The organism is Methylomonas sp. EFPC3, assembly GCF_029643245.1.
GTDB lineage: Bacteria > Pseudomonadota > Gammaproteobacteria > Methylococcales > Methylomonadaceae > Methylomonas > Methylomonas koyamae_B.
Genome location: NZ_CP116398.1, coordinates 2,147,666 through 2,170,357 on the forward strand (window position 1 = coordinate 2,147,666; position 22,692 = coordinate 2,170,357).

22 protein-coding genes are annotated in these 22,692 nt (G+C 53.2%); 8 read left to right on the top strand and 14 right to left on the bottom strand.

Features of this window, described 5'->3' with window-relative positions; all coding sequences use genetic code 11:
• Window positions 1-101: 101 nt before the first annotated feature.
• The 4 genes from PL263_RS09510 to nifB all read right to left on the bottom strand — a co-directional run bounded on the left by PL263_RS09510 (window position 102) and on the right by nifB (window position 3,681).
• Window positions 102-1,382, bottom strand: coding sequence for an FprA family A-type flavoprotein (locus PL263_RS09510; protein ID WP_140913109.1), 1,281 nt, complete (start codon window positions 1,380-1,382; stop codon window positions 102-104).
• A complete protein-coding gene (locus tag PL263_RS09515) occupies window positions 1,379-1,804 on the bottom strand; it encodes an ArsC/Spx/MgsR family protein (protein WP_278212775.1) in 426 nt (141 codons plus the stop codon). The genes PL263_RS09510 and PL263_RS09515 overlap by 4 nt, the downstream gene beginning before the upstream one ends.
• A gap of 5 nt (window positions 1,805-1,809) precedes the next feature.
• Complete coding sequence (locus tag PL263_RS09520; RefSeq protein WP_140913107.1) at window positions 1,810-2,094, bottom strand: 4Fe-4S dicluster domain-containing protein; 285 nt, start codon at window positions 2,092-2,094, stop codon at window positions 1,810-1,812.
• Window positions 2,095-2,187: 93 nt separating this feature from the next.
• Complete coding sequence (gene nifB, locus PL263_RS09525; RefSeq protein WP_278212776.1) at window positions 2,188-3,681, bottom strand: nitrogenase cofactor biosynthesis protein NifB; 1,494 nt, start codon at window positions 3,679-3,681, stop codon at window positions 2,188-2,190.
• 383 nt (window positions 3,682-4,064) lie between these two features.
• On the opposite strand from nifB, the gene PL263_RS09530 reads away from it, so the two are divergent.
• The 4 genes from PL263_RS09530 to PL263_RS09545 all read left to right on the top strand — a co-directional run bounded on the left by PL263_RS09530 (window position 4,065) and on the right by PL263_RS09545 (window position 6,356).
• Window positions 4,065-4,559 carry a hypothetical protein gene (locus PL263_RS09530; RefSeq protein ID WP_278212777.1) on the top strand — a complete coding sequence of 165 codons (495 nt, stop codon included), beginning with the start codon at window positions 4,065-4,067 and terminating at the stop codon, window positions 4,557-4,559.
• Window positions 4,556-5,398, top strand: a complete 843-nt coding sequence (locus PL263_RS09535; protein ID WP_278212778.1) for a hypothetical protein — start codon at window positions 4,556-4,558, stop codon at window positions 5,396-5,398. The genes PL263_RS09530 and PL263_RS09535 overlap by 4 nt, the downstream gene beginning before the upstream one ends.
• A 235-nt stretch (window positions 5,399-5,633) precedes the next feature.
• Window positions 5,634-6,134: an autotransporter outer membrane beta-barrel domain-containing protein gene (locus PL263_RS09540; RefSeq protein WP_278212779.1), complete on the top strand. Its 501-nt coding sequence runs from the start codon at window positions 5,634-5,636 to the stop codon at window positions 6,132-6,134.
• An 18-nt stretch (window positions 6,135-6,152) separates the two neighbouring features.
• Window positions 6,153-6,356 (top strand): hypothetical protein, encoded by a 204-nt coding sequence (locus PL263_RS09545; protein ID WP_278212780.1) that lies wholly within the window; start codon window positions 6,153-6,155, stop codon window positions 6,354-6,356.
• A gap of 123 nt (window positions 6,357-6,479) precedes the next feature.
• Here the strand turns inward: PL263_RS09545 and PL263_RS09550 are convergent, their stop codons facing one another.
• Together PL263_RS09550 and PL263_RS09555 are read right to left on the bottom strand one after the other, a co-directional pair.
• On the bottom strand, window positions 6,480-7,004 hold the full coding sequence (locus PL263_RS09550) for a PepSY domain-containing protein (protein ID WP_278212781.1): 525 nt from the start codon (window positions 7,002-7,004) through the stop codon (window positions 6,480-6,482).
• A gap of 54 nt (window positions 7,005-7,058) precedes the next feature.
• On the bottom strand, window positions 7,059-7,673 hold the full coding sequence (locus PL263_RS09555; RefSeq protein ID WP_278212782.1) for a LuxR C-terminal-related transcriptional regulator: 615 nt from the start codon (window positions 7,671-7,673) through the stop codon (window positions 7,059-7,061).
• Window positions 7,674-8,257: 584 nt separating this feature from the next.
• On the opposite strand from PL263_RS09555, the gene PL263_RS09560 reads away from it, so the two are divergent.
• Window positions 8,258-8,710, top strand: coding sequence for a hypothetical protein (locus PL263_RS09560; protein WP_278212783.1), 453 nt, complete (start codon window positions 8,258-8,260; stop codon window positions 8,708-8,710).
• A gap of 617 nt (window positions 8,711-9,327) precedes the next feature.
• Here PL263_RS09560 and PL263_RS09565 read toward each other — a convergent pair.
• Complete coding sequence (locus PL263_RS09565; RefSeq protein ID WP_278212784.1) at window positions 9,328-10,203, bottom strand: hypothetical protein; 876 nt, start codon at window positions 10,201-10,203, stop codon at window positions 9,328-9,330.
• 599 nt (window positions 10,204-10,802) lie between these two features.
• Here PL263_RS09565 and PL263_RS09570 point away from each other — a divergent pair.
• From PL263_RS09570 to PL263_RS09580, 3 genes are all read left to right on the top strand, one after another.
• A complete protein-coding gene (locus PL263_RS09570; protein WP_278212785.1) occupies window positions 10,803-11,636 on the top strand; it encodes a hypothetical protein in 834 nt (277 codons plus the stop codon).
• A 207-nt stretch (window positions 11,637-11,843) separates the two neighbouring features.
• On the top strand, window positions 11,844-14,561 hold the full coding sequence (locus PL263_RS09575; RefSeq protein WP_278212786.1) for a TonB-dependent receptor: 2,718 nt from the start codon (window positions 11,844-11,846) through the stop codon (window positions 14,559-14,561).
• 66 nt (window positions 14,562-14,627) lie between these two features.
• Entirely contained in the window at window positions 14,628-14,789 is a 162-nt protein-coding gene (locus PL263_RS09580; RefSeq protein WP_278212787.1) for a hypothetical protein, read from the top strand.
• Between the two features lie 9 nt (window positions 14,790-14,798).
• Here the strand turns inward: PL263_RS09580 and PL263_RS09585 are convergent, their stop codons facing one another.
• From PL263_RS09585 to PL263_RS09615, 7 genes are all read right to left on the bottom strand, one after another.
• Window positions 14,799-15,911 (bottom strand): ABC transporter permease, encoded by a 1,113-nt coding sequence (locus tag PL263_RS09585; RefSeq protein ID WP_278212788.1) that lies wholly within the window; start codon window positions 15,909-15,911, stop codon window positions 14,799-14,801.
• A 3-nt stretch (window positions 15,912-15,914) separates the two neighbouring features.
• Window positions 15,915-17,036, bottom strand: a complete 1,122-nt coding sequence (locus PL263_RS09590; protein WP_278212789.1) for an ABC transporter permease — start codon at window positions 17,034-17,036, stop codon at window positions 15,915-15,917.
• Entirely contained in the window at window positions 17,033-18,796 is a 1,764-nt protein-coding gene (locus PL263_RS09595; protein WP_278212790.1) for an ATP-binding cassette domain-containing protein, read from the bottom strand. The genes PL263_RS09590 and PL263_RS09595 overlap by 4 nt, the downstream gene beginning before the upstream one ends.
• Window positions 18,793-19,821 carry an efflux RND transporter periplasmic adaptor subunit gene (locus PL263_RS09600; protein WP_278212791.1) on the bottom strand — a complete coding sequence of 343 codons (1,029 nt, stop codon included), beginning with the start codon at window positions 19,819-19,821 and terminating at the stop codon, window positions 18,793-18,795. The genes PL263_RS09595 and PL263_RS09600 overlap by 4 nt, the downstream gene beginning before the upstream one ends.
• A 273-nt stretch (window positions 19,822-20,094) precedes the next feature.
• Window positions 20,095-21,090 (bottom strand): hypothetical protein, encoded by a 996-nt coding sequence (locus tag PL263_RS09605; protein WP_278212792.1) that lies wholly within the window; start codon window positions 21,088-21,090, stop codon window positions 20,095-20,097.
• 38 nt (window positions 21,091-21,128) lie between these two features.
• Window positions 21,129-21,452, bottom strand: a complete 324-nt coding sequence (locus PL263_RS09610; protein WP_278212793.1) for a hypothetical protein — start codon at window positions 21,450-21,452, stop codon at window positions 21,129-21,131.
• Window positions 21,453-21,966: 514 nt separating this feature from the next.
• Complete coding sequence (locus PL263_RS09615; RefSeq protein WP_278212794.1) at window positions 21,967-22,443, bottom strand: transposase; 477 nt, start codon at window positions 22,441-22,443, stop codon at window positions 21,967-21,969.
• Window positions 22,444-22,692 lie beyond the last annotated feature (249 nt).

Sequence of the window (22,692 nt, forward strand, 5' to 3'; positions counted from 1 at the left end):
CCGGCGGGGTTCGCCTATCCGTCCTGGGATCGGCTTAGCCGGCCTTACTGCACCGGCTCAACGCGTGACGTATGTCTAAAACTGTTGAACACGCATCCGGCTCAGGCCAGATCCGCAAAATTAATCACTTTCGATAAGCGGGCGCCGGTCAACTCCTGCGCCAGCTCCAAGCCAAAGGCCGTGCATTCCAGGATTTCGTCGTCGGTCGGGATCAATTTCACCCGCAAGCCCGGAATCGGCACCCGCAATTTCAGGCCGCGCAAGCGGTCCTCGACCAGACGCACGCCCTCGCCGGTCCAGCCGTAGGAACCGAACACGCCGCCCAGTTTGTTCTTTAAATTCACCACCGCCAGCGACGACAACAGGTCCCAGATCGGCTTGACCGCGTCGCCGTTGATGGTCGGCGTGCCCAGCACCAGGCCGTCGGCTTCCTCGATCAGATCGACGAAGGGCCCGACCTCGCCGCCTTCCAGGTCGTACAGCGACACCCGTACATCCTCGACCTGCATCGCTCCCTGGTAAATCGCCTCGGCCATGCGCCGGGTATTGCCGTAGGAACTGATGTAAAAAATCAGCAGGGTTTTCTGGTTGGGGCTGAGTTCGTTGTGCAAGGCCGGGCTGGACAGTTGCCGGTAGCGCTGGATGTAATGCTGCGGTCGATCACGCAGAATCGGGCCGTGGGTCGGCGCGATCAGGGTCAACGGCAACGGCTCGATCAATTCCAGCGCCCGCACCACATACTCCTTGAACGGCCGCATGATGTGGGCGTAGTAGTATTCGAACGAGAAACGGAAATCACCGACGCTGTCGTTGAACAGACGCTTGTCGCAGAAATGGCAACCGAACACGTCGCCGGAAAACAACATTTTTTCTTCCGGGGAATAGGTGCACTGGGTATCGGGCCAATGCAGATACGGCGTGTGCAAAAACTCCAGCCGACGGTCGCCCAGCGATACCGAATCGCCGGTCACCACCGGCGTAAAGCTCAACGCGTCCTGCTTCAGCAGGCCTTTCAGCATGGTTTGGGCTTTTTGGGAAATGAACAATTGCGCCTGCGGTGCCCGCCGCATCAGCTCCGGCAGCGCCCCGGTATGATCCGGTTCCAGATGATTGAGGACGATGACTTTGATTTCGCTGTAATCGGCGACGCTTTCCAGCCGGGCGAAAAAATCACCGGCGAAGCCTTCCTTGACCGTGTCGATTACCGCGACGCCTTCGCTGCCGCGGATGACGTAGGCGTTGTAGCTGGTGCCGTTGGCGGTTTTTAAAATGATGTCGAAGATGCGCAGATTGGGATCGAAGGCACCGACCCAATACACCCGCTCGGATAGCGGCACGGCAATCGGTGTGCCGTCGTCGCTTTCCAGCTTGACGCCCTTCATGGCCCGTACGCCTCGGCGCGGGCCTGGCGCGGGCAGGTCTCCAGTTCTCTGCCGCTGGGCGCCGATTTCAATCCCAGCCAGGCATCGACTTCGGCTTCGTCGAAGCCGGACACCCGCCGCAGACCGGATTCCATCAACGGCCGCCGGATCAACAATGGTTGTTCCACCATCAAGGCAATCGCCTGCTGTTCGTCGAGTGTTGCCGGGTCGATCAGTCCCTGCTTGATCGCCGGCGCGCTGCGGTTAAACCATTCCGCGACCGGCTTGTCGCCGAAAAACGAACGCAGCTTGACCTGCTGCTTGGCCCAGGGCTGCTGCAACAAGTCGTAGACCACCAGCAAATGGCCGGCTGCGCTCAATAGCTGCTTTTGCCGGGTGTTGTTCAAACAGCCCGGCTTCTCGTAAAAGTGGACGGTAGCCATAGCCGTCAGTGGGCTTGGAGTTCCGCCATCACCTCGGCCATTCTCTCCGGTGGAATGCCGGTCAACGAACCGGGCGGATTGATCGCCAAACCGTTTGCATCCAGGATCGCACCCTCGATCGGGCAGATGCTGGCGCATTGGGTGTCCTGGTAATCGCCTTCGCATTCGGTGCATTTGTTCGGATTGATCCGAAAATGTCCGGCTTTGCTGGACATGAAAATCGCCTTGCTCGGGCACAAAGGCTCGCAGGCGTAACAGTTGACACAGGATTCAATGATTTGTAGAGCCATGACGTTCGTCCTATGCAGGCCGGGTTACGGCCGTAACCCGGCATTGGATTCGATGGCCGGGTCGCGCGTTAACGCTAACCCGGCCGAGGTTTATTAAGCGGTTGCCCGCTCTTCGGTAGCGCTCTCGTCCAGCTTGCCGGCGGCGGCCAACTCTTTGTAAACCGCCATCACCGCATCCTCGATCGGTTCCATCGCGTGCTCGCCGTTGGGTTGGATACCGGCTTGTTCCAGCATGTCCCAGGGCTCGTAGCCGATTTTGGAGCACAGCACCACTTCGCAGCCTTCCAGGGCCCGGATCGTGCGCTGTAACACGCTCTCGCCGTCGCCGCAAGTGTCGTCGCCGCTGCAGTACAAATCGGTTTTGCGGTGGCTCATGAAGCGCACGCCGTCCGGCGAGGCTTCGTAAATCAGGAACTCTTTGGCATGGCCAAAGTGCTGGTTGATCACGCCCTGGCCGCTGGTGGCGATGGCCATCAACACCGGACGAGTATTGAGCTTGGGCTCGTCGGCATGGCCGGCGGCTTTTTCAGCTTTGGCGGCGCGCTTGCTATGCATTTCCTCGGCAATCGCTTCGTGGATGACTTTGCGTTTTTCCATCGCCGATTGGTAATCGATTTCCATCGCCTCGATCTTGTCCATCGTGAACTCGTCGCCGCGGTCTTCGCCCAGCAAACCGACCGCGTCGGCCCGGCATTGGCGGCAGTGGCGCATCATGTTCATGTCGCCGGAGCAGGCGTCTTGCAGATCCATCAACTCGTCCTGAGTCGGGCCGCGTTGGCCCATCACGCCGTAGAAAGTGCCGTGTTCGGCTTCGGCGATCAGCGGCATCACGTTGTGCAGGAAAGCGCCCTTGGCTTTGACGATTTTGCTGACTTCAGCCAAGTGCTTGTCGTTGACACCGGGAATCATCACCGAGTTGACTTTGACCAGAATGCCCCGGGCCGTCAGCATTTCCAGGCCCTTTTGCTGCTGCTCGATCAGAATTTTCGCTCCCTTCACGCCCTTGATCCGCTTGTTCTCCCAGAAAATCCACGGATAGATTTGAGCGCCGATTTCCGGATCGACGCAGTTGATCGTGATCGTCACATGGTCGATGTTATGTTTGGACAATTCCTCGACCGATTCCGGCAAGGCCAGACCATTGGTGGAAACGCACAGTTTGATGTCCGGCGCTTCGGCACTCAGCCGGCGGAAGGTTTCGAAGGTGCGTTCCGGATTAGCCAGCGGGTCGCCGGGGCCGGCGATGCCGAGTACGGTCATTTGCGGAATGTTGGCTGCCACCGCCATGGTTTTTTTCACGGCTTGATCGGGAGTCAGCAACTCCGATACCACGCCCGGACGCGATTCGTTGGAACAATCGTATTTGCGGTTGCAATAATGGCATTGGATGTTACAGGCCGGCGCCACCGCGACGTGCATCCGCGCGAAATAGTGGTGGGCGTCTTCCGAATAGCACGGATGGTTTTCCACTTTGGCCCGGATCTCGTCGGACAAGTGGCCTAATTGGTCGTCCGATGAGCCGCAGGAGTGGGAGGAGCAGCCGCCGGCGCTGGCCGCTGGAGTTTCGTTCAAAACTGGCAATTCCATGATCTTCACCTCGCTTAAATGGGTTGCAAGAGAGATAGCACAGGCCATGCCAGTTATTTTTATATCGTAACCGTATGATTTATTTGTTTTTTTAAATCAAGAACCCTGCGACTTGTCGCAAATATCACATGCCGATGTTTGTAAGAGCACAAACCATCGCGTCGAATTGTCGAAATTTCGGAAAAAATACCATCCGGCGCTTGGATATAGCCGGGCCAGACGGTGCAACCTCGCCCCGAAAACCCTACTATTTCCAGCGTGATGCCACAATCCGTGCGATAGAGTTCACATAAATCAACATTCGCCTCGCCAGCGAATAGGGCTGCGCTGCCGCCCAACGGATAAGGCGTCTACGACCTTAATATGGAGCTGGGCCAACGCTTATGAACAGGTTTCGTTCTCCCGCCGCGATTGGCGTTTTAGGATTTTCGGTCCGGTTGGGCGTAGCGTTTCTGTCCTTGCCGGGGCCGGCCGTTGCCGCCGTCTGTACCTGGGAAGGCGGCAACTCGGTCTGGTCCAGCCCCGGTAACTGGAGCTGCGCGGCCGTGCCGGGCAATGCCGACGACGCGGTGCTGAATACGGACGACAACCTGGATCTGGATGTTGCCGCCACCGTCCAAAAATTCACCCTGGCTTCCGCCAGCGCCGTACTGCAAGGTAGCGGGACTTTGACTTCGAACAGCGCATTCGATTTGCAATCCGGCACGGTCAGCGGCAGCGGGGTTTTAACCTCGAACACGACCTACAATCTGCAATCCGGTTCGATCGAGACCGCGCTGGCGGGTAACGTCGGCATCAACAAAACCACCGCCGGCACGGTAACCCTCAGCGGGACAACAGCTACACCGGCACGACCCAGGTTAACGCCGGGACCTTGATTTTCAACGGCAGCGGCAACCACACGCTTACCGGCAGTTATACCGGCGCCGGCAGCTTGGAATTTGCCGGCGGCACCAACCAGTTCGCGACCGGCGCGACAATCGCCACCACCAATTTGACCTTCAGCGGCGGTAGCAACCAGATCACCAGCGGCGCCGGCGTCACATCCGCCAACATTACCTTGAGCGGCGGCAGCAACACTATCGACAAAGCCTTATCCGTTACTTCGTTCACGGCCAGCGGCGGTACCAACACCCTGAACGCAGCGCTAACCGCGACCAATGCGACTTTTAGCGGCGCCGAAAACGTCGACACCACCGATATCAACGCCGGCTACACCGTCAGCGGCACCACGACAATCAATGGCGGCAACGTCAATTTCGCCTCATCGACGCCGGCGATATTGGGTCAGACCCTGGTGATTAACGACGGCCACGTCACTTTCGCGGCGGCCGTCACCGAAGTCGACCAGTACATTCAGACCGGCGGCACCTTATCCGGATCGGGCGAATTGAGAGTGTCTTCGGCAACCTTGTCCGGCGGTTCGATGCTCGGACCCGGCAAATTTATCATCGACGGCAACGGCGGCACTTCGACCAACCTGCTGTTGACCGGCAATTTCCAATTGGATAACCAATCCACCTTGATCAACAGCGGCAATGTCGTGGTCGCCGCGACCGCCGCGCTGCAAGGCAACGGCAGTGTCGGCGGCCAGTTGGTTAACCAGGGCACGCTAGGCGCCAATGGCAACAACCTGGTGTTGAACGGCCCGGTCACCGGCAACGGCGCCCACGTCCGCCCCCTCTCCCGCAGGCGGCGGCGTACCGGCAAGCGCTGACCGCTCCGGCCAGGCGCCCGGCGCCACGCCCGGTTCCGGCGCGCTGTCGATCAATCTGCAAAGCGACCGGGACAGCCCGCCCGATTTGTTGTCGTCGTTCAAGAACCTGGGTTTTTTCCTGAACGGCCAGTTCGAATGGGTGGATCGCAGCTCGACACTGGTGCAGCGCGGCTAGCGCTCGGCGCTTTACGGCGTCACGGCCGGCGCCGACTACCGCTTCAGCCAGCGGTTTTTATTGGGTACCTCAATCGGTTACGGCAACACTTACGCCGAGGTCGCCAACAACGGCGGCGACCAGTCCATCGGCGGCTATACCGCATCGCTATTCAGCTCGTTGAATCTGACCGACAACTGGTATATCGATGCCGTCGGCAACCTGACTTACAACCAATACCATACCAACCGCACCACGGCCTATACCGACGCCAACGGCAATGCCGTCAATGAAACCGCAAAAAGCAAAACCGACGGCTGGCAACAGCAGTTCAGCCTGTCCAGCGGCTACGATTTGCCGGTCGGCGAGTGGACTTTCGGTTTGCGGGCCCGCGGCGAATACGCGCGTATGTCCATCGCCGGCAGGAAGGAACACGGCGCCAATTTGGGGATGAACCTGATTATCGACGACCAGCAATACGATTCGCTGACCAGCGCGGTCGGCGCCGTCGTCATGCGCAGCTTCAGCCTGCCGTTCGGGGTGCTGGTGTCGCAAATCAACGTCGAATACGAGCGGCAGTGAATAGACAAGTTACCCAGCATGAAGACCGGTTTTGCCGACCAGCCCAACGTCAAATTCACCACCGCGTCCTACGTGGTCGATCAGGGTTACTTGAACGTCAGGGCGGCGGTTTCCGCGCAGCTGCCTTACGGCGGTTCGGCCTTCGTGCAGTACGATACGACCTTGGGCCTGGAGAACACCTCGCGCCACGCCATCAATGCCGGGGTAAGGTTCGAGTTCTGATGTCGGGGCCGAGTAAACAAGCAGAGTGGAGAGGAGATTTGTTTAGATAACCTCCTCCGCCCCCTGGTAGCTGAAGAGAGGAAGCGATTGCAACAGGGCTGTCGCAATCGGGGAGATTATTACTTAACGCCGTTCGTCGGCCTCCTCGCCGATTTCCCATTCCTCGGTGGCAGTCTCGATGATCTTGCCGCTGGCGGCATCGACTTCTATCTTGGTTTCGACGCCTTTATCGTTGACGATATCGAATTCATAAGACGCGGCGCCGTTTTCCTCGATCTCATATTCGACTTCTTCTATGGTGCCGGGATTGGCTTTCAATGCGGTCGCCGCGGCGTCTTCTTCAGTAACCTTGACGCTCTTTTTGAAGGCCTGACTATTCGGATCGGCGACTTCCGATTCCCGCTCGGTCAATTTGCCGCTATCGGCGTCGCACATGAATTCCCATTCCTGACGGTTGCCGTCGCGTAATTCCAGCTCGTAAACACCCTTGCCGGCCACGTTCAACTTCTCCAACTTGACCAAGTCGCCGGATTTTTCTTTTTTCACCGCCTGGATACAGCTTTCCAAACCCTGATCGGCCGCCACCGCACCCAGCGACAACAAACCCAAACCGACCATTACCGCGGTTTTTACCGATATCTTCTTCATAACTCACCTCACATAAAAAAAGGAAAAATTCCCGAATGACGGGAATCATACCCTTCAACCCGAGATCAAGCCATGGCTTTCGGCAAATTTTTTCATCGCGTCCCGACCGTCCAAGCCAAGTTTCAGCTTCAACGAGGTCTGACAGTTGGAAACGGTCTTGGAACTGATGCCAAACTGCTCGGCGATGTCTTGCAAGGCAAATCCCTCGGCCAACATGCAAAACACGTCGAACTCGCGCGAACTCAATGCGTTGAACGGCTCCAACAAGCGCTTGACGTGGCGGATCGCCAAGACTTGGGCGATATCCGGGTCCAGATAATAGGCCCCGCCCAGAACTCGATGGGCTATTTCGGCCAGACGTTGCGTATCGGTACCGAAATCGGCGACTCCGACCACGCCCGCCTGCAGGTAGGCCAAGGCCCGGCTGCCACAAACGCCGGCTACCAGCAGCGCCCGGCATTCCGGCGCAATTGCCCTAATCTCGGCGACGCGCGCGACCGCCCCGCGTTCAGCCCGGTCGGCGAACCAAATCACGTCCGGCTGCGGCCGATCGCAGTCCGGGCCGGCGAATTCGGTGACGTCGGCCATTACTCCCTCTGCCGCTAAGGCGGCGGCATCGAACGTATTTGCACTGGATTCTGAATCGACGACCAATAAGCGGATAGCCAAAACCGGACCTTGCAGATTGCGATGGTAAGTAAAAAGGAACAGGGAAGAGACGGCAGACCGAATCCCTGAAACAGTCGCAGCCGCCAACCTCGACGCCGACGGACTACGCTTTGTAAGCTCAAACCCGGTGTCAATTCGCCGAATGCCGATAAAATTTCCGAAAAATTCCGCAGAAGATTCGGGACTTATCGCTCTACTCGCACTAAAACCGCGGCCTTACAATATTTAGTATCGCTTGATATCGGGAAATTTTCCCGGCCAAATTTGGGTTTTATTCCCTACTAGCCATAATTCCCACCCGCTTAAAATGTGAGTCGGTTAACGGATTACTCAGGAGAAGTAACGACAAGGACGTTGCAGGATGCGTTGTTGAATTAATTGTGTTTCCTCCGTTTGTTTTAAAAATCTGCGATGCAACCTCGGTATGCATCGCAGATTTTTTTGGACGTAAGCGCGGATCAGGCCGCCCCGCCCAGCAAAACAAACCGGAAACCCAAGAGTGATTACCCCGCCAAATTGGCGGCAAATAAGAAAAACAAAGGATGCTTGGCTTGTTGGACAAGTTCACGAAGTGCATATTCCTATTGACGATCATGGTTTTGATGATTAGCGCCGATACGCAGGCAGCCGGCAACGCCTTTATTATCGAAGAACTGGAGTTCAAAAATACCCAGGTCGCCGACATCATCCGCGTGCTGTCCGAAGACGCCAAGGTCAACATCGTCGCCACCCCCGAAGCCGGTAAAAAAGAAGTCACCATCTTTCTCAAGAAAATCGCGCTCGAAGACGCCCTTCGCGCGATCTGTCGCATCAGCGAACTCTGGTACCGCCAGGACGAAGGCGGTCCCGGCACTTACCGACTGATGACCAAGGACCAGTACAGCCAAGATTTGATGCTGGGCCAGGACGACAATATCAAAGTATTTCAACTCCGCACCCCCAACGTCCTCGCCATTGCCATGGCCATTCAAAACCTGTACGCACCTCGGGTTCGAGTCAGCTTCAACCCGGTGATGGGCAGCGGATGGGCAATCTGACCTTTCAGGACCAGGTGCCTGGAAACATGAGCGTCTAGGACGGCAAACATATCGATAGCGACAAGTTTGCCGAAGTCGCCGGCGCCAATAAAGTGGTGTTCGTCACCGTCAACCAGGAACACACAACCAGCTCATCGTCAAAACCAGCGACCAGAGCAATGTGTGTAAGGAAACAAAAAACCGGGGAAGAGTTGTCCGCCTTCAGAGCCGGATTCAGGCAACACGGCAGACTCTGGGCCTTGGTTAACTAAGCAAAAAGGATAGAATTGCGCATCCTTGCGCAGTTGGAATCCTAGTTTCAGCATTCGGCGCAATTTCGACCGGAACTAAATGCAACTCACCGCACGCAACTAGCTCAAATCGACAGTCGAATTGTCTCGGATATCTCCGACAGTTAACAATAAAAATAAGGATTTTATGAAGCCTAGATTTTTGTTGTTATTTTGCATCCCAAACTTATTTAAAAATAATACGGAAGATAGCAAACATTGGAGTAGCTAGATGGGCGCATGCTTGTAATATACTCTCAGCACTTCAAAGTTTAATTTGACAATATATAGCATATTGTTTTACATAAAACCTGGTCATGCAAAGAGTATAATTACTTAGTTAACCAATCAAGCTTTATTCCCTCGGCGCGCTGAGAAACCCAAAAAACTCAAACCTGTTGCTATCAGGACGAAAGCTCCCGGTAAAGGGACGGGGGCGGTGGTAGCAGTTGGAATATAACCGCCGATATATCCGCGTACAACCGCTTGACCTTCTTCACCGGCTTGTCCAAAACCGATTGCTTTTTCACCCAAGGCGTAATTAGTTGCATCTGTTTTCACAAGATATAATCCACTCCAAGGATTACCTTCAGATAAGCTTATATCACTTCTTTGGCGAACGGCATCGGCATCAAAAGGCAAAGTCGGAGCGGGGCTTAAGCTATCAGTGCGCGCCGCCTGATACTGCCTTAAGTCAAAATCGGTTAAATATGTCCAGGCCGATGCTGTTTCAAACCCGGAAAAGCCATAGCGATATAGAAAGTTTGCCTCCTCATTATTATCAAGTTGATTGAGTGCGCGTGTACCAAACACCAGTTTGTTGTCTGCACTATCGCGATACACAAAATCGAAATAATCAAATTGGCCAGGCTGCGACAAGGCCACATCACGCGTAACCTGCCAATCCAGCAAAGTCAAGGTGCCGGTAGAAATTGTATTTGTGCCTGTAAATGCGCGATAGCTCAGCGAACTGGCTACTACCTCACCCGTTAAATTTGAAGGATCAAAACCGTTTAAATAGATCGCAGAAGTGGTCTCTATAAACAATTTATCCACATTTTGATTAGTTGTCCCAGAAACGATGCCGCCGTTACCGGTGGTTAAACTGCCTCCAACACCGTTGTTTAAAGTCACAAAATTCCCCGCTTGGGATGTTGTCGACCCTGCAAAAAACGCTGTTGCCAGTAAGGCCTGTACACCTAAGTTTTTTAACTTAACTTTCATGGACGTCTCCTTAAAAATTGATGTCCGTTTTGCTTGAAAAAATTTAAAACACTATATTAACAACCCCACATCACTACTAATTCATCCACAAATCAGAAAACTAAAAAACCCATTATAGTCAGCGGAATTTTCGGCCAGAACCAAAAACCTGTCCTGGATAATAAATGGATAGAACTTGTAGAATAGGACCAAATTACTTATAGCGACACATAAATTATCACAAATATCCCTTGAGTTTGAGCTAGCAGACTTAAAGAAAAAGAAAAGGAATTTTTCCCGGAACAAACAATAATTGACCCGCCTTCGTCTATTTTACAACAGCAAGCTAACTCTCATGGTTGGCAGACTGTTGAAAAATTGATTTTTAGTGCTATCCGTTCACAATATATGGCACAGGGCTTATAAAAAAACACTAAATGTAGTGATTGGCAATTCGTTTTTTGCAAAACCAACAGCCGGCAAACACTGCAATTCGCAATGATTTTTTCACCAAAGCATAAAAAAGGAATTATTCCCTTGTCTTTGGTTATAAATTTCCCGAAAATCGGACTCGAACATTTTGTTCGCAACATTCGTTATTACAATATTAATTAACAGTCATGAAAAATTCGATTAAATATTTAACGCTGATTAGTGCGTTTGCTTTAAATGCCCCCAGTGCATGGTCAGCCACGGTTAACTTGAATTTCAATTATATAGCGACCAATAAGTATGGCAGTGCAGGCGTATCTCCGGTCGCCTCACTGACCATTACAGACCTTGCAGACATACTCACGCCGGCGCAACTGGCCTCAGCGGGGGAGGGCTCTGGGGGCGTCAGAGCAACAATCACAAATCTCGGAACCAATCAGTTCGGCAGCGGTGTGGCAGGCACCGCCACGTGGATCGGTTCTTATGTGCTAAATTTTCCGGGCACCATGGATCACGAAGAGAATGGTCTCAATGGATACGACAGTGCAGGCGTCGGAAATCGTTGGGCAAATGTTAGCGGCACACCTTTAGGTAGTGGCGGCATCGAGTGGCAAGAAGGGGGCGCCACCAATGGTTGGCAGGCTTTTGCCCAGGAATTCAATTTCAGCGGATCGACATTCACTGCCGACAGCCTGACCCAAGGCAAGAGCTCCACCATTGATATCTTCAATGGAGCTGGTTTGTCCAACATCAGTGTAGCTAGCCTACTCAGCAATCCGGTTACTAATGGCAACGACCCGAGCCTTCCGGATACTTATGCCTGGATTAAAATTCGCGGAACGACCAACATCGATCCGTCATTGCGCGGTATTGCCGCGAGCGGCTATTGGGGTAATTCAGCCAGCACCGCGAATTCCTATCGTCTTGATGTAATAGCCCCCGTCCCTGTTCCTGCAGCGCTGCCACTATTTACTAGTGCATTGCTCGGTATCGGTCTGCTGAGGGCGCGAAAGGTCGGTTAAGACTTCGTTCTTGGTTTATTTCTTCTGACCGGCATTTCAATGTCCATGGGATGACCGGTCTTACATCTCCCTTCATTGATGCCGGCACGGCAACACCTGGATTGCTGATAGTCAATTAGCCGAATCGAGAGGCCGTTTCAAACAGTCGTATTCATGAGCTCTGGAATTAGTGCAAAGGCCTAAGAATGAATAAGAACTAGCTTATCTATGGCTACATATATTGTGAAAAAGTATTTTATTGCAGGTATTGTGTTTTATAGTGCAGCTAGCACTACGTTGTTATCTTTTAAAGCAAAAGCAAATGAAAGTGCAGCCGATCCGATAGAAAATATTGTTTTGGAAAGCGGGCAATCACCCCCTGAAAATCAAACACAAAGCGCACAACAGCCTGCAAAATCGGAAGTTAAACTTGAAGCCTCGCAAGACTCCTCCGAGCCGCCAAATCAAATACCAGATCAATCAACCGACCAGCAAAAAGATGTTTCCCAATTAGAAGACGTTATAGTTACAGAACGTCGTCTTCGCATTATCACACCTCTACCTGGATTGGCAATTGATCGCGGGATGTCAACCACCAATATACAAAGTGCATCCGATAAAGACTTGGCCGAATCTAAAGCGTTGAATGTAACCGAATTTTTGAATAGTCAAATGCAATCGGTTAGCGTTACGGACTATGCTGGCAATCCTTTTCAGCAGGATCTCAATTTCCGCGGTTTTACTGCGTCACCTGCTATCGGAACGCCGCAAGGCATTTCGGTTTATATGGATGGTGTTCGCATTAATGAGCCATTTGGCGAAATTGTAAATTGGGGTTTAATTCCCATGAATGCATTAGCCAGTTTGGATTTGATTCCTGGCACCAATCCCATGTTCGGCTTAAATACGTTGGGTGGTGCCTTGGCATTAAGAACCAAAACTGGCTTCAGTGACGAACATACTAGAGCACAAGTATTAGGTGGTAGTTGGGGCAGGCTGCAAACGCAGATTTCTAACGGTATAAATAATGGTACTTTTGGGTTATTTACTGCCTATAACCAATTAAAAGAAGACGGTTGGCGTGTTAATTCGCCTAGCAATATCCGGCAATTGTATAACCAGTTAACACTTCGATTACCTTTTGGCGAACTTAATGTTAGTGCCCTTAATATAGACAACAAACTAGTCGGTAATGGCTTATTACCGTATGAAACCGCTGATATTAATCGAGAAGCCGTGTTTACCTCGCCCGACGAATCGAGAAATGACATGAGCCACTATAATGTTAATGCGCAAGCTTATTTAAGCGACGCCATCAGCCTGACGGGTATGGCCTATAGCCGTAAGATAGACCAATCGGCGGTTAATGGTGATATTTATGATACTTACAATGCTTTACAAGGGCGTGTAGCAGGCGTTGAATATATAAAAGGCGTATTCAATTTATCTGATCTAAAGCAAAGTTCTGAAGGTTTGGCCTTGCAAATGATGTTGGATTCTAACAAACATCAAATGGTGCTTGGCGCAACGTTGGATAGTAATAAAATCCATTTTTTGCAAGGGCAAAAGTTTGGCGAAATCAACGACATATCGCATGTCGTGACGCCGGTTAGAGACGAGGCTTATTCTATTGAGGGCTTGTATGCGGCAAAATTTCCCGTTACTAGAAATGATCTTAATGGACAAAGCACAACAAAAAGTATCTTTTTTACAGATACTTGGTCACCGCTTGATGACTTGCATATTACTTTTGGCGCACGTTATAACTGGACTAATGTGACCAATAACTTGACATCAGATCGCGGCATCGATTTATACCAATTTGCCGTTGATCCGAGCCAACCCAATCGAGGATTACTAGACCCTCTCCGACAGCGTTGCGCACTAAATTCAGCTGATTTTCGTGCCCGCTTTATCTGTAGTGAAGGAGATTACAATTATCAAAGTTTCAACCCGGCCCTTGGTATTACCTGGCAAGCGAAGCAAGATTTGGCTGTTTATGCCAACATCAGCAGAGGCGCAAGAACGCCTACGGTCATTGAATTGGGTTGCGCCAACGATAAAACTAAAGATAATAGTCTCGGCAGCACCAATTATCAATATGGCTGTTCGATTCCCACCGCGTTATCATCCGATCCTTATTTGGAGCAGGTGCGCTCCACTGCATTCGAGGCTGGCTTTCGCGGTGCTACAGACATTTTGCAATGGAACGTGGGCTGGTTTCGTACCGATTTAACAAACGATATTTTATTTGTGCCGCTAGGCCGTAAAAACCGGGGTTTATTTGATAATTTTGGGGGTACCCGGCGTGAAGGCCTTGAGATGGGACTGGATGGGACTTTAGGCAAAAACAAGCTGCATTTGAGCTACACGTTTTTAGAAGCGACCTTTGAATCTGCAGCGCGCACAATCAATGAAAGCAATAGTAGCAACACCGCGCCAATAACCTTGCAGGCTTATAACCAAATAGAACCTGGTGATTCTTTACCAGGCCTGCCCAACCATATCATTCAAGCCGGCTGGAGTCATCAGTTCAATGACAAATTTGATTTCACTATTAATATGGTAGCGCATTCATCAGCCTTTGTACGCGGCAACGAAAATAATGACCATCAACCAAGAGCCGCCAGTAATGCCACAGGCGGTGGCTTTAATCGCGACCCAAACGACTATATCGGTGGTGGTAAAACTGCAGGCTATATCGTGTTTAACCTGAGAGCGAATTATAAGTTTAATAAAAGCATTACCCTGTTTGCCAAAGTAGACAACCTGTTTAATAAAAAATATGCCACTGCAGGTGATTTAGGCCGCAACAGCTTTGACTCTGCAGGTAACTTTATTACTGATTCTGATGCTTGGAATAAAACCACCTTTATTGGACCGGGCGCGCCCTTGGCAGCGTGGGTAGGATTGGATGTCGATTTGGACTGGACGGAATTTAAATAAAAAGTAAGGGTATCTATTCAATATCCATTTGTAAAAGGCAAACGAAGAGGCAAGCCCTTTATCGCCTTGCTGGAAGTCACCGGCGTCGGCACCTTCATGGTCCGCGAGGGCGACGAATTCAATTTCGACCCCTCGCAACCGAAAAACGCGATTCGGGTCAGCAAGATCACCCGGCTCAGCGTCACGGTGGAAACCGGCACGCTCGGTTCGATCCGGGTACTGCGCTGACGGCGGCGCTCAATACAAGCGCTTGCGAAACAACCAGCCGGCGCAGCTCAGACAGAACAGGCCAATGATCGCCAGCGGCCAGTATTGGTCGAGCAAATCGGCGGTCTGCAAGCCTTGCAGAAACACGCCGCGGATGATGACCAGAAAATAGCGCAGCGGGTTGATCAGCGTGAAATGCTGCACCAGCTCGGGCATGTTTTCGATCGGCGTGGCGTAGCCGGACAAAATCACGCCGGGCACGATCACCAGAAAACCGCCGAGCAGGCCCTGTTGCTGGGTTAACGACAGCGACGAAATCATCAGGCCGACGCCGATCACCGAAAACACGTACAACACGATCCCCAGATACAGCGCCGGCAGGCTGCCCAACAACGGCACCTGAAACCAGAACACCGCGAAAAAGATACTGAGCGAGGCTTCCAGCACGCCGATGATCAGGCCCGGTATCGCCTTGCCCAACAGAATTTCGGTCGGGGTAAACGGCGTGACCAGCAGTTGGTCAAAGGTGCCCTGCTCCCGCTCCCGCGCCACCGACAAGGCCGAGACCGTCATCGTCACCACCAGGGTCAGCAGGCCGACGATGCCAGGCACAATGAACCAGCGGCTTTCCAGATTGGGGTTGAACCAGGCCCGCACGATCAGTTCCGCCGGCGGCCCGGCCTGGCCGCGGCCGGCCGCCCAGTCGTTGTTGAACCGGCTCAATACCGAACGCAGGTACCCCTGCGCAATCTGCGCGGTATTCGAATCGCGCCCGTCCAGCAACACTTGCAGACTGCCCGACTGGTGCCCGCCGAGCAGATCGCGACTGAAATTGCGGCCGATGTGCAACACCAGCAACACCCGCTTGCTGTCCAGCGCGGCGGCGATCTGCTCCTGCCGGGTAATCCGCAGCTCTTCGCGGAAGGCCGGCGCGCCGGTAAAGCGGGCGATCAAATCCCGCGCCGCTTGTCCGCTGTCTTCGCTGTAAATCGCAATCGGCATTTGGTTCAGATCGAAGGTGGAGGCGTAGCTGAGCACGAACAGTTGCACCAACGGCGGCACGATCAGCACGAAGCGGCTTTTCTTGTCGCGCAGCAAATTCAAAAATTCTTTAGCCAACAAGGCATAAACCCGCCACCACATCGCTTACTCCAAGCGGCGCGGCGCGCGCCACAGGGCCAGGGCCAGAAAGGCCGCGGCCATCGCCAACAAGGCCAGGGCATTGGGCAGGATCACCTCCCAGACGTCGCCGGCCAGGAACACGGTCTGCAAAATTGCAACGAAATAGCGCGCCGCAACCAGATGCGTGATCAGTTGCACCGCCGGCGGCATGCTGTCGATATTGAATATAAAGCCGGACAAGATAAACGCCGGCAGAAAGGTGACGATAATCGCGATCTGGCCGGCAACGAACTGGTTTTTGGCGGCAATCGAAATCAACAGGCCCATGCCCAAGGCCGCCAGCAAAAACAAGGTGCCGGCCAGCAGCAACACCCACAGCGAGCCGGCCAGCGGCACCTGAAACAAAAACACCGCCATGCCGATCGACAACAACATGCCGCCCATGCCCAACAGGTAATACGGCAACAGTTTGCCCAGCAGCACCTCGCGCACCGTCACCGGCGTCGAAATCAAGGCTTCCATCGTGCCGCGCTCCCATTCCCGCGCCACCACCAATGCGGTCAACAAGGCGCCGATCAGGGTCATGATCACGGCGATCAAGCCCGGCACCAGAAAATTGCGGCTGCGCAAGGCGCTATTGAACCAGATCCGCGCTTCCATCTGCACCGGACGGTTTGCCGCCCGGCCGCTGCGTTCGGCATCGGCGCCCAGCCATTTGTCCCACACGCCCTGCACGTAACCGGACACCAGCCTGGCGGTATTGGCGTCGACGCCGTTCAAAATAACTTGAATCGGCGCCGGCGCATTGGCCTGCAAACGCCGGGCAAAATCGCTTTGCAAATGGACGATGCCGTTGATCTGCCGCGCCAGCAAAGCCGCTTCCGCCTCACGCAGATTGGCGAAATAGCGCGGCGCGAAATAGTCGGACTGCGCGAAGCCGCCGGCAAATTCGCGCGCGGCCGGCGAGGTTTGCTCGATGACCAGACCGATCGGCACCTGCTTGGCGTCGAGCGACACGCCGTAACCGAACAGCAACAGCAGAAACACCGGCATCGCGAACGCAATCGCCAGACTGCTGGGATCGCGCCAGACTTGCAGGAACTCCTTACGCATCAAACCGCGCAAACGCAAACCGAAACCGCTCATCCGCCGGCCTCGCCGCCGGCTTCGACCAGCCGGATAAAGGCGTCTTCCATCGTCGTTACCGGCTCTGCGCCGCCGGTCTGGCTGCGCTGTTTGATCTCGGCCGGCGTGCCGGCCGCCAGAATGTCGCCTTCGCGCATGATCAGCAAGCGGTCGCAGTATTCGGCTTCTTCCATGAAATGGGTCGTAACCAGAATCGTCACCCCCTGCGCCGCCAATTGATTGATCCTGGCCCAGAATTCGCGCCGCGCCAGCGGGTCGATGCCGGAAGTGGGTTCGTCCAGAAACAGGATTTCCGGCTCGTGCATCAACGCGCAGGCCAACGCCAAGCGCTGCTTGTAGCCCAGGGGCAGATCGGCGCTGTTATGCTCCAGAAAGGCTTGCAAGCCGAACTGGCCCACCGCCCAATCGATCCGCTCCCGGCGCCGGCCCTGGTGCAGGCCGTAGGCCTGGCTGAAAAACTCCAGGTTCTGCCGGACCGACAATTGGCCGTACAGCGAGAATTTTTGCGACATGTAGCCCAGCCGGGCTCGGGCTTGCGAGGCGGCGCGGCGCAAATCCAGCCCGACCACCTGCAAGGTGCCGTTGCTGGCCGGCAGCAGACCGCATAGCATGCGGAAGGTCGTGGTCTTACCGGCGCCGTTGGCACCCAACAAGCCGAAGATTTCGCCGCGGCCGACCTGAAACGACAATTTTTTCACAGCCTGGAACCGGCCGAACCAGCGGTCGACCTGATCGACCTCGATCACCGGAGCCCTACTACCTTCGAGTTTGGCGCCTGCGCCGTGAGGGTTGAAACAAACCGTCTCCGCATCCGCTATGCTGCTGCGGCGCCGGGTCAATAGCAAAATGAAGGCGTCCTCCAAGCGCGGCGCCACAGGCCGGGCGACCACGGTCTCGGCGCCCGGAAACAACTTGGACCAATCCGGCCGGCTACCCGGCCTGACCACGGTGCGCACCGCACCGCTTTGCACGACGCTGTCGACCACGTCGGGGTGCGCCGCCAAGCGTTGTTGCAAGGCCCGGTTCGAACTGCGGGGGCTGGACAACAGGAAACTGCAATCGCTAGCCAATGCGTGGAATGCGGCCGGCGCGTCCTGGTGCAGGATTTCGCCGCGATCCAGCAACACCACGCGCTGGCAGCGTTCGGCTTCGTCCATGTAAGCGGTGCTGAGCAACACCGTGGTGCCGAATTCGGCGACCAGCGTGGCGATGATCTGCCACAACTCGCGGCGCGACAACGGATCGACGCCGACCGACGGTTCGTCCAGCAACAACAGGCGCGGCCGGTTCAATAAAGTGCAGGCCAAGCCCAGCTTTTGCTTCATGCCGCCGGACAAGCGGCCGGCCAGTCGCTCGCCGAACTTGGCCAGATTGGTCATCCGCATCAAATCGGCGAAGCGGCTTTGGCGCTCGGCTTGCGCAATGCCGTAAAGGTCGGCATACAGTTGCAGGTTCTCCTGCACACTGAGGTCTTCGTAAAGCCCGAAGCGCTGCGGCATGTAACCGATCAGACTATGCAACCGGCCGCCGGCCGTGACGCTATCCAAACCAAAGCTTTCGATGCGGCCGCGGTCCGGCAGCAGCAAACCGGCGGCCAAACGCAGCAACGTGGTTTTGCCGGCGCCGTCGGGTCCGACCAGCGCCGTGATGCCGCCGACCGGCAAAGCCAGGTCGATGTCGCGCAGGGCCGGGCCGGTATCGGCAAACGCCTTGCTGACCGCCGCAAAGCGCAGCGCGCAGGCACTAGCGGATTGGTTCACGGCCGCGGGCCGCAGCCCGGTTGCGCCAGCGGTTGCTGCCGGGTATCGATCGTCACGCTGACCGGCATCCCCAAGCGCAACTGGTCCTGGCTATCGCAGACGAATACCCGAATCTGGTAGACCAGGCTGGTGCGCAGTTCGCTGGTTTCGACGCTTTTGGGAGTGAATTCGGCGGTCGGCGAGATATAGCCCACCCAGCCGGGATAAGCCTTGCCGGGAAAGCTGTCGCTGTAGACCCTGGCCGGCGCGCCGGGGCGAACCTTGCCCAGATCGGTTTCGGCCAGATAGGTTCTGGCCCACAGCGGCTCCGGCAGGGCCAGGGTCAACACCGGCGTCTGCGGGCCGGCCATGTCGCCCGGTTCCAGGATGCGGTTTTGGACGACGCCGGTCTGCGGTGCGTAAAGATGGGCGTCGGTCCAGGTTTTTTCCGCCAGTTGCAGCGCGGCGCGGTCGGCCTCGACCTGGGCCTGGGCCGCCCGGATATCCTCGCGCCGCGGTCCGATCTCGGCCAGTGCGTATTGCTGCTGCAAGGCCTGCAGATTCTCCCGCGCCGAGTCGTATTGGGCCTTGGCCCGATCCACCGACTCTACGGAACTGAGTTTGCGCGCCACCAGGGTTTTCAAGCGGGCCAGTTCCTTTTCCGCCAGCACCACGGCGGCTTCGGCGGCTTTGACGTCGTTACCGGCTTTGCGGATTTCCTGCGGCCGGGAGCCGTGCAACAACTTGTCGAGCTGGTGTTGGCGCACGGCCAGCGTCGCCGCCGCCTGATCCTTGGTATATTGAAAACGCTCCAGCGCTTGCGTCGCCAACAGCTGGCCGCGTTCGACCCGCTCGCCCTCCTGCACCTCAACCCGCTCGATCCGCTCCGGGTCGCGAAAACTCAACTCGACCTGGCGGATATCGATATTGCCGTGCAGCAGCAACACATCCGGATCGTTGCCGTTTCGGCTGCCCTGCCAGCCCAGGCCGCCTGCGCCAACCGCGATTAACGCACCGATAATCGCCAACCTTCGTTTCGTCGCCACGCTCCGCTACCCGCCAGTTGTCCTGAAGCCTGCAGTATAGCCAATGGCCGAGTACAGGTTAAGCCGCCGGTGGGTTGCCCACAGGCAAGCCGGCACCCGTTTGAGATCAGTCCGACCCACACTCGGGGAAATCGGTACTTGGCTCGTGACGGCCATCAAGAGACGATCAGGTTTTTTAATCCAAAAATAAATGAGCGGTTGATAGCCGACGATTAATTCATACAATTTGTTGTAGTTTTAATGTACTCACCACAGAACTTGCATCTTACACCTCTAGTCATTGCCTGACAGGAAGTCTAACAGGTACCCACATGCTGAATGTTGAACATTCTTTATGCCTCCCTTATAACTCCTCTCACTGTAACTTTGTTTTATTTCAAAGTCGTAGTTATTAGACCAATATTTAGCAACAAGTTTTAAATTTTGGTTTGCCTTGAAAAATAACTTCTTTGCATAGGCATTTCCGCTTCCAGTGCAAATAGCACGGTTACAATTAGTAATTCTTTCAAAAGGATCATAATTATTATTAGTAATTTCTGGCGCCCTTAATTGTTCACCAAAATTTGAAATTAAAGAAGATTCGAAAGCCTTGGCAGCATTAGGGGCGCACAATACATTAACTTCATCTAAACTTCCGTCGTTGCCGGAGCATGCATATAGAGGACGTGTCGAAGGTTTTTCAAGATTCTCACATTTCTCTGTATGATATAGTGCTTTTTTAGAAAGATTAAAATTATAAAGAATTCCATTTTTAAAGAAAAAACGACCATCCCAATCAGAAAGGTCTAAAAAATTAATATTGGTGGAACAAATAACACCACCTTCATCAGAAGTTTCCCAAGTACATGTTTTATTTTTATTGCTCAATATATCCAAAAATTGATCTTTTGTTATATTTAAATTTATTTGACTGATCAGAGTTGATTGATGCTTCGGAGGACCGTCCCCTAGTTCTCCAAGAATATAATTAACAATCCTGTGTATGTAAGGTCTCATGCACTCTCTGACGTCTCGAAGATTGTTAACTTGATCTTCGCTATTCAAACCTACTGCAATTCCGCGTGCTTCGCTCTTGTTTAAATAAATACGTCCCTGGGTACTTTGTTTTTCTAAAGAGAGCCTTCCATCACTCTCAGCTATAATTTCGAGATTATCACCGGATGCACATGATGTTTTCAAAAAATCTATGGCTTGAATAACTTTATCATCTGCATTCACAGGTAAAATACACGAACAAACCAAAAAAAATAACAAAAATCTTGTATTCATACGGATCGCAATTTTATTTTTGTTTATACCATTAACGTTTATAAATCGCCAAATATATGATCAATAATTTTATTAATGTACGGCTTCATGCATTCTCGAACATTTTCAAGGTTTTTGGCTTGATTTTCACTGTTGAGGCCCTCCGAAATTCCACGAAAATCGCTTTTGCTGAAAATAAGCTTGCCTTTGAGACCTTTGTTTCCAAGAGAGAGCGCACCATCACCTGATGCTTCAATTTCGACTTTTTCGCCAGATGCGCACGCTGTCTTAAGAAAATCTATTACTTGATCAGATTTCTCATTTGCGTTGACGGATGGCAAGTATTGATAAATCAAAAAACATATTAGAATTTTTTTAAGCATATTAAATGTTTCGATGAGAAAATGGTTATTTGGTGGTTGAATTTTAGAAAGATTTTAACAATTTCGTACATCTTATCAATTTTCGGTACCGCGCAATCTTAATAAATTCATCTTTCATACAACGCTGTTTTCTCGATCGTCGTTCAGTGGCCGCAACGCTGGCAATTGCCGACGATGATAATTTTACCTTCAATGACCGCATTGGGTTGATTGTGTTGAAAAAGTCCCTTTCTAGCAAAATTGGGTATAACCTGAAAATTAATTACTAATAAAAACAATGTCTTAGTATTATAGAAACAGGTCAATTTAGCCGAAATTCAAGAAAAACCGACTTTTTCAACAGAATCGGTTGATTGCGGACAACGGCACCCTGAGTTTTTTATCTTCCAAAAAGCGGGACGGATCGTAACCTTCAGCACGTAGGATGCGGTGAACAACGTGAACCGCATCGATCGCGTCACTCTCTCGCCGCTATCTTCGATAAGTCGATTTCATGCCCCCAATTCTCGGCATACTAACCTAATTTCACATAACGATGAAAGCTGGAATAAGGCCAATCTTTGACTACCTGAACCCATCCATGTTTGACTGGGTTCCAATGAATATAATCGATATGCTGCCGGTAGTCGGTTTCATCGCGAATCAGATGCTCCCAGAATCGTCTTTGCCAGACACCCCGTTCGCCTCGTTTTTCTCGACTTTTCGATATTCTCTCGCCTTTGGCGACTCGCCGGGAAAAATTGGCTTTGATTAATCCCCAGCGGGTAGAAAAATCGGAATCGCCAACCGGCAAGGTCAAAATGCAATGTAAATGCTCTGGCAGCACAACAATCGCGTCAATTTCAAAAGCGTGGCGGCTTTTAACCTGCGCGAAGGCGGTTCGTAGTAGATCGATCTGGTCGGTCAGCAATCGATTGCCACGACGCTCAGCCAGATTGACCGTAAAAAACCACGTGGCTCCGGGATATTGAAAGCGGCGGTAGTCCGTCATCGTTGTTATTTAGCTCCTTTCTCGATCGATGCGGTTCGTTCCTCACCGCATCCTACAAGGATATCTGCCTTACCAAAGGCATTTGCCATTTCCCGATAGAGTGAGCGATCTTTCATCACGGCCGGGCTACCCGCAAGGCACTTCGCCGCAAATATTTATTGTTCGCTCTCGCATAACATCAACCTTACGGGCCAGATCGTTTGAAAGCGCCGCTATTAGTCCAACCTGTTCCGACAAAGTCGAACCCAG